Raw genomic sequence first — 6,051 nt, forward strand, 5'->3', positions numbered from 1 at the left:
GTCTTTCGCGCCGCGATCTCGGGAAGCATCCCGCTCCCCCTCCTCCCGCTCATCCCCCTCGGGATCGTATCCGCGTTCGCACGGGATCGAAGAAGAGCTCTCCTCTCGTTCGGGGCGCTTCTCCTCTTCGGGCCGCTCCTCGTTCTCGCTCTCCGCTTCCCGCTTGCTCCCGAACGCGTGGAGGAGAACGCGGTCTTCTTCCTCCCCGCTTTCGCGATCCTCGTCCTCTTTCTCTCGTTCGGCGTCGACCTACTCCTTCGCGGCTGCGCGGGGAGAAGATCTCTTCTCCTCGGCATGCGGGCCGTGCTTCTCCTGCTCGTCGCGGCCCGCTGCGCGTCGGCCTGGCGCGATCATCCGTATGACGAGGTCTCCCTCCCCGAGGAATACGCGCGGCAGGTTCTCGCTTCCATTCCGAGAGGGGCGATCCTCCTCGCGGAAGGAGACGACATCGTCTTCCCGCTCCATTATCTTCAGAGAGCGCTCGGCCTGCGCACCGACGTGCAAATCCTCGATACACGAGGGACGGTCTTCCCGCCGAGGAGCGAGCGTACGCGCGGCGATCGATACGCGACCTTCCCGCTCGAGGGGTTCATCCCCTCGGGCCTTCTCTTTCGCGATCCGAGCGCGGCTCCCGCGCCGGTTTCCGAGAGCGCGCGGCCCGCGCCCGGCGAAGAGCGGCTTCTTCGGCGATCGGCGCCGCTTCGATCCCTCTGGACAAACTATCTCGAGACGAGGGCCCGCTCGGAGGACTCGGTCGAGCGGGCGGCTCTCTTCCGGCGAGCGGCTCTGGCTCTTTCCGAGGAATCCCCGGAGACGGACGACCGCCGCGCGGTTCTCTACGCGGAGGCAACCGTCCTTGTGGAGCGCGGTGAAGAGGAAGAGGCGGCGGCGCGGCTTCGAGATCTCTTGTCGGAAAAGCCGCTCGACGCGCGGGCATCCCTCCTCCTCGCCACGATCGAGCTTCGGAGGGGGGATGCGGAGAGCGCTCTTCGCCTCGCCTCTCTCTCCGGCGAGGCGACCGCATCCGAGCGCACGAGCAGCGCGGTCATCCACCTCTACGCGGGGAAGATTGAGCGGGCGCGCGAGCTCCTCGAGGAGGCGGCGCGGCTCGATCCGCTCGCGACGGAGCCGCTCGCGCTCCTCCAGCGCCTCGCATCGGAAAACGCCGAGTGGGAGAAGTCGGCGCGTCTCGGGTCGCGGGCGCTCGCGATCGATCCGACGCTCGCCGGCGTTCATCTTCTTCTTGCCCGCGCGTATCGGGCGATGGGAGACGACACGCGCGCGGTCCGCGCGTACCGCATGCTCCTCCGATCGGAGCCGAACCACGCGGGAGCGGAGGAGGCGAACGCGTATCTTGCGGAGAACGTCGGGGTAGCGCAGTAGACCGATCGGCTACCGCGGCGGCTTCATCGGCTCGCCGAGGAGCCGGGAGAGGTTCGCCCGCGCCTCGGCGCCCGAGGGGTCGAGACGGAGCGCGCGCCGAAAACAGGCTTCCGCCTCTTTCGCTCGGCCGCTTCTCGCCAGAAGAACGCCGAGCGCGTTCCACGCGTCGTCCCTCGTCGGATCGCGGCGGAGCGTCTCGCGATAGCTTCGCTCCGCCTCGCCGCTCCTCCCCTCCCGCTCGAGTAGAATCCCTTGGGTATAAAGGGCCGGCGCGTGTCCGGGTGAGAGCCGGAGCGCCTCTCGGAGATCCTCCTTCGCCTCGTCGTTCCTCCCGAGCCCGAGAAGAACGAGCGCCCGGTTGAAGCGCGCGTCCGCGTAGTCCGGCCATGCGCGAAGCGCCTCGCCGAGCCAATCGAGCGCGCGCTCCGTTCCATCCGGCTCGCTCATCTCGACGACGCCAAGACCGTTCGCGGCGTCCGGATCCCCGGTCCTCTCCCAGAGCGCCCGGAACCGCGAGCGCGCCTCCTCTCGTTCTCCTCTCTCGTACGCGAGCCTGGCGAGGTTGTACTCGGTCCGCACCGGGTTCGCGTCGCGCAAACCGAAGGGGTCCGCTTGCGCGGCGAGAAGAAGCGCGACCGCCGCGAGCGCGCCCCGGATCACCGCGGCGCGCGGAAGGCGCGGGCCGAGCGGCGTGAGCGCCGGCGCGAGAAGGACGAGAAAGGGCCAAACCGGCGCGCGATACCTCACGGAAAAGACGGCGAGGACGACGGCGATCCAGTAGCCCGCGAGCCCGAGGGTCGCGGGAGTCCACGCGCGCGACCGCGCCGCGCCCGCGACCAGAAACCCGAACGCGAGGGGAACGAGAACCCCGGCGTCGAGAATGCTGAAGCGAAGAAGCGGCGAGCGTTCCCGGAAGTAGGCCGCGTCCTGGCTCGCGTCGATCGGAAAGGCGGCGCCGAAGAGAAGGGCCTTCGCGGCGAGCCGCCGGACGAACGGACCCGGTTCGGCTCGGAGCGACTCGATCGTCCTCTCGACGAAGAAGCGGCTCTCCGCAACGCTCCCCTCGCGCCCCTCTCGAAGAGGAAGAGACGTGAGCCGTTCCCATTCGTACCCGGGACGAACGTGCGCCGTCCCGTCCGATCCCGGGCCGTTCCCGATATAGAGGTTGAGCCCTGCGTTTCCCGTGACGGGAAGAAAGCCCTCCCCCGCACGCGCGTTCAGAAAAGAAATCGGGACGAGCGGAAGGAGGAGCCCGATGACGAAGAGAAGGGCGGGACGGAGCGGCCTCTCCTTCGCGAGGAGGAAGAGCGCGAGGAGAAGAAGAACAACCCCGGATCCGGGATGCGCGAGAAACGAGAGTCCCCCGGCGAGACCGGCGGCGAAGAGGGATCCGGGCGCTCCGTTCTTCCTGCAAACGAGCAACCGAAGAAGCAGCGCGTGCAGAAAGATCTGGAGGACGACCGGAAGCACTTGAAGCTCAAAGTAAAGGACGGGAGGCGCCGCGGCGAGAGCCAAGCCTGCGGCGTTCCCGAGCCGGCGGCCGCCGAGACGAACGCCGGCGGAGCGGACGAGAAGGGCGGCGGCTCCCGCGAGGAGGATTTGGACGATGTAGACGGCCGGCAAGGGAGATGGGAAGAACCGAACGAAAGGGACGAGGAAGAGCGGATAGAGAGGGCCGTGGATCGAAGGCTTCTCCCAGTAGGGAAGCCCCGCGACGATCGCGCGCGCTTCCGCCAGGTATTCGGCCGCGTCGATGATCGGATGGCCGAGAAAGGGAACGTCCCAGAGGAAGTGCCAGTTGGCGAGGCCGGCCGCCGCGGCGGTCGCGAAGACGAGGAGAACATCGAGCCTCGTCGCCCGCGTGGTGTCGTTCGTTCGGCGCAACTCCCGCTCCCTCTCACCCGGATGAAGAGCACGCGCCGACGATAGCATCCGGTCGGCCCTCGGGCAACGATCGGTGATTTCCTTGCCTCGGTACGCTCGGTTCTCTAAAATGCCGATGCTTGCGAGCCTGCGATCGCCGGTCCGTGGAAGAGAGGGCGCGATGATCGAGGGTCTCTTTCGCCTCCGCGAGAACGGCTCCACGGTCCGTCGAGAAGCGGTCGGCGGCGCCGCCACGTTCTTCACGCTCTCCTATATCCTCTTCGTGCAGCCGGCGGTCCTCTCCTCCGCGGGGATGGATCACGGCGCGGTCGCTCTCGCGACGTGCGTTTCCTCCGCGCTCGCGACGATCCTCATGGGGATCCTCGCGAACCTCCCCGTGGCGCTCGCCCCCGCGATGGGTCACAACTTCTTCTTCGCGTTCACCGTGTGCGGCGCGACCGCCGCGGGCGGATACGGCTATCCGTGGACGATCGGCCTGGGCGCGGTCTTCGTCTCCGGCGCCCTCTTCATCGTGCTCAGCGTGACCGGAGTCCGCTCCGCGGTCCTCCGCGCCTTCCCCCCGGGGCTTCGGACCGGGATCGCCGTCGGCATCGGCCTTCTCATCACGCTCGTCGGCCTTCAATACGGAGGAATCGTCGTCGCGCAGCCCGGGACGATGATCGGCCTAGGGCGTCTCGGCTCCCCTCCCGCTCTCTCGGCGATCGCCGGAACGGTCGTCCTCCTCGCGCTTCTCGCGCGCGGCGTGCGCGGAGCGATGCTCCTCGGCATCGCGGCGGCGGCGCTGTGCGGCGCCTTCCAAGGTCTTCTCCGTTTCGAGGGGATCGTCGGGTTCCCGTCGATCGAGGAGAGCGCGATCCTGAAGCTCGACATCGTCGGCGTCTTCCGAGAGCCGGGGTTTCTCACCGTTCTCTTCGTCCTCCTTTTCCTCGACTTCTTCGACACGGTCGGAACCCTTCTCGGCGTCGGGGAATCGGGAGGTCTTCTCGTCGGGGGCGAGATCCCGCGCTCGAAGCAGGCGTTCCTTTCAGATGCGATCGGAACGTCCACCGGCGCTCTCCTCGGAACGTCGACGATCACGAGCTACATCGAGAGCGCCGCCGGGATCGCCGAGGGGGCGCGCACGGGGCTCGCGAACCTCTTCACCGCGGGGCTCCTTCTTCTGTCGATCGCCTTCTACCCTCTGGTCCGCGCGATCGGCGGGGGGATCGTGACCGAAGGGGGCGCCGTGCTCTACCCGTTCATCGCCCCGCCTCTCATTGTCATCGGCGCGTTCATGCTCCGCACGGTCCGATCCCTCGATTGGAACGATCCGACCGAGTATCTCCCCGCGTTCCTCCCGATGGTGGTCATCCCCTTCTCGTTCTCGATCAGCGAGGGGATCGCCTTCGGGTTCATCGCCTCGGCGCTTCTCAAGACCGCGAGCGGCCGCGCGAGGGAGATCCACCCGCTCCTCGCTCTTCTCGCGCTCCTCTTTCTCGCGCGGTACTTGTTTCTCGGATAGTTCCACGATCGACCGAGCGTCCCCTACTCGGTCCCTCCTCGCCTCTCCGCGAGCGCGAGCCGCGCGGAGAAGGCCCACGCCGCGAGAGCCGTGACGAGGAGAACGATAAGACGAAGAAGAAGGAGGAAGCTTCCGAACGGGCCGTCCGCGCCGGCCGAGCGGAGGAAGATCACGAACGCCGCGTCGGAAACGCCGAGGCCTCCCGGCGTCGGCGAGAAGAAGCCGATCACGTTGAAGATTGCGACCGAGCCGACGAGGAGTCCCGCCGAGAGCGCAATCCCCACGCTCCGGAACGTGAGCCACCAGAAGAGAAGGTCCGCCCCGACGGCGAGGAGCGTGAGAAGAAACGCCGCGGCGGCCGCGCGCGGGCGGACGAGCGACCGGAACGAGGCTCGAAGCTCGGCGATCCCCTCCGCGATCCGCGTCTCCGGCCGGAGGAGGCGCGCGAAGAGACCGCCCCGCTGTCCTTCTCGGCGCCTCTCCAGCCATCCCGCGGCCCGCGTCATCCACGAGCTCCGAATGCAGAGGAGAAGAGCGGCGACGACGAGAAGAAGAAGAGCCAGCGAGACGGGGAGGAAGCCCGAGGGTGCTCTTGCCCGAAGCAGAAAGACGAACGCCCCGAGCGCGAGAAGAAGGGTCGCGAGCGACTCGATCAGCCGGTCGTACGCGGTGAACGAGAGAAGAGGGGCCCGCGCGGCCGGAGCCGCCATCGCCGGAAGGAACTCCCCGACGCGGCCCGGCGTGACCGTCCCCAGAAGCTTGATGTGAAAATAGAAACGGCCGAGCGATGCGCGATCGGCGCGGAGGCCCGCGGCGCGATGAAAGAGCTCCCACTTGGCGAGCCTCACCGCCTGCGAGAGAAGAAACGCGAGAACGGCGAGAAGGAGAGAAAGGCGGTCGGCCGCGAAGAGCGCCTCGAAGCTCCGTCGGAAACCGAGGCGGTGGAGGACCGCCGCGAAGAGGACGACGCCGAGGATTCCGAGGATCCGGCGCCCTGTCAAACGCCTTCCTCCTTGCGCGCGATCACGTAGAGGAGCATCCCGAAACGCGCGCCGAGGAGCCGCTCGGGCGAAAGACGAAACGGAAGGACGTTCAAGCCGCCCGTCTCCACGATCGCGAGGCCGCGGTGAAGATCGAGAAGTCGTTTCGGCCGCAAGGGCACCTCGCGGATCCCCGGCATGAGAAGCGGGCGGACGAGCGTCCATCCGGAGAGGGCGTTCGGAACGAACGTCGCCGCGTATCCGCCCGGCGCGAGGATCGCTCGGAAATGAGAGAGAATCCTC

The 6,051-nt window shown here is 67.9% G+C and carries 5 protein-coding genes; 2 read left to right on the forward strand and 3 right to left on the reverse strand.

The window, feature by feature from the left end; genetic code table 11:
• The coding region (locus FJY73_13770; GenBank protein MBM3321726.1) for a tetratricopeptide repeat protein at positions 1 to 1,383 on the forward strand (1,383 nt) is incomplete at its 5' end.
• Between the two features lie 9 nt (positions 1,384 to 1,392).
• On the opposite strand, the gene FJY73_13775 is transcribed toward FJY73_13770, so the two are convergent.
• Positions 1,393 to 3,267: a tetratricopeptide repeat protein gene (locus FJY73_13775; GenBank protein ID MBM3321727.1), complete on the reverse strand. Its 1,875-nt coding sequence runs from the start codon at positions 3,265 to 3,267 to the stop codon at positions 1,393 to 1,395.
• 160 nt (positions 3,268 to 3,427) lie between these two features.
• Here FJY73_13775 and FJY73_13780 point away from each other — a divergent pair, with 160 nt between their 5' ends.
• Positions 3,428 to 4,768, forward strand: coding sequence for an NCS2 family permease (locus tag FJY73_13780; protein ID MBM3321728.1), 1,341 nt, complete (start codon positions 3,428 to 3,430; stop codon positions 4,766 to 4,768).
• A gap of 23 nt (positions 4,769 to 4,791) precedes the next feature.
• On the opposite strand, the gene FJY73_13785 is transcribed toward FJY73_13780, so the two are convergent.
• Together FJY73_13785 and FJY73_13790 are read right to left on the reverse strand one after the other, a co-directional pair.
• Complete coding sequence (locus FJY73_13785) at positions 4,792 to 5,769, reverse strand: flippase-like domain-containing protein (protein MBM3321729.1); 978 nt, start codon at positions 5,767 to 5,769, stop codon at positions 4,792 to 4,794.
• Positions 5,766 to 6,051, reverse strand: a 286-nt coding sequence (locus FJY73_13790) for a hypothetical protein (GenBank protein ID MBM3321730.1), incomplete at its 5' end; no start/stop codon positions are given. The genes FJY73_13790 and FJY73_13785, both read right to left, overlap by 4 nt.

The sequence above is a fragment of the Candidatus Eisenbacteria bacterium genome (genome assembly GCA_016867715.1).
In the GTDB taxonomy this organism is placed as follows: Bacteria; Orphanbacterota; Orphanbacteria; order Orphanbacterales; family Orphanbacteraceae; genus VGIW01.

What these genes read in the sequence shown, in the direction of transcription:
- FJY73_13780 (MBM3321728.1), top strand. Translation starts at nt 3,428, where the DNA reads ATGATCGAGGGTCTCTTTCGCCTCCGCGAGAACGGCTCCACGGTCCGT.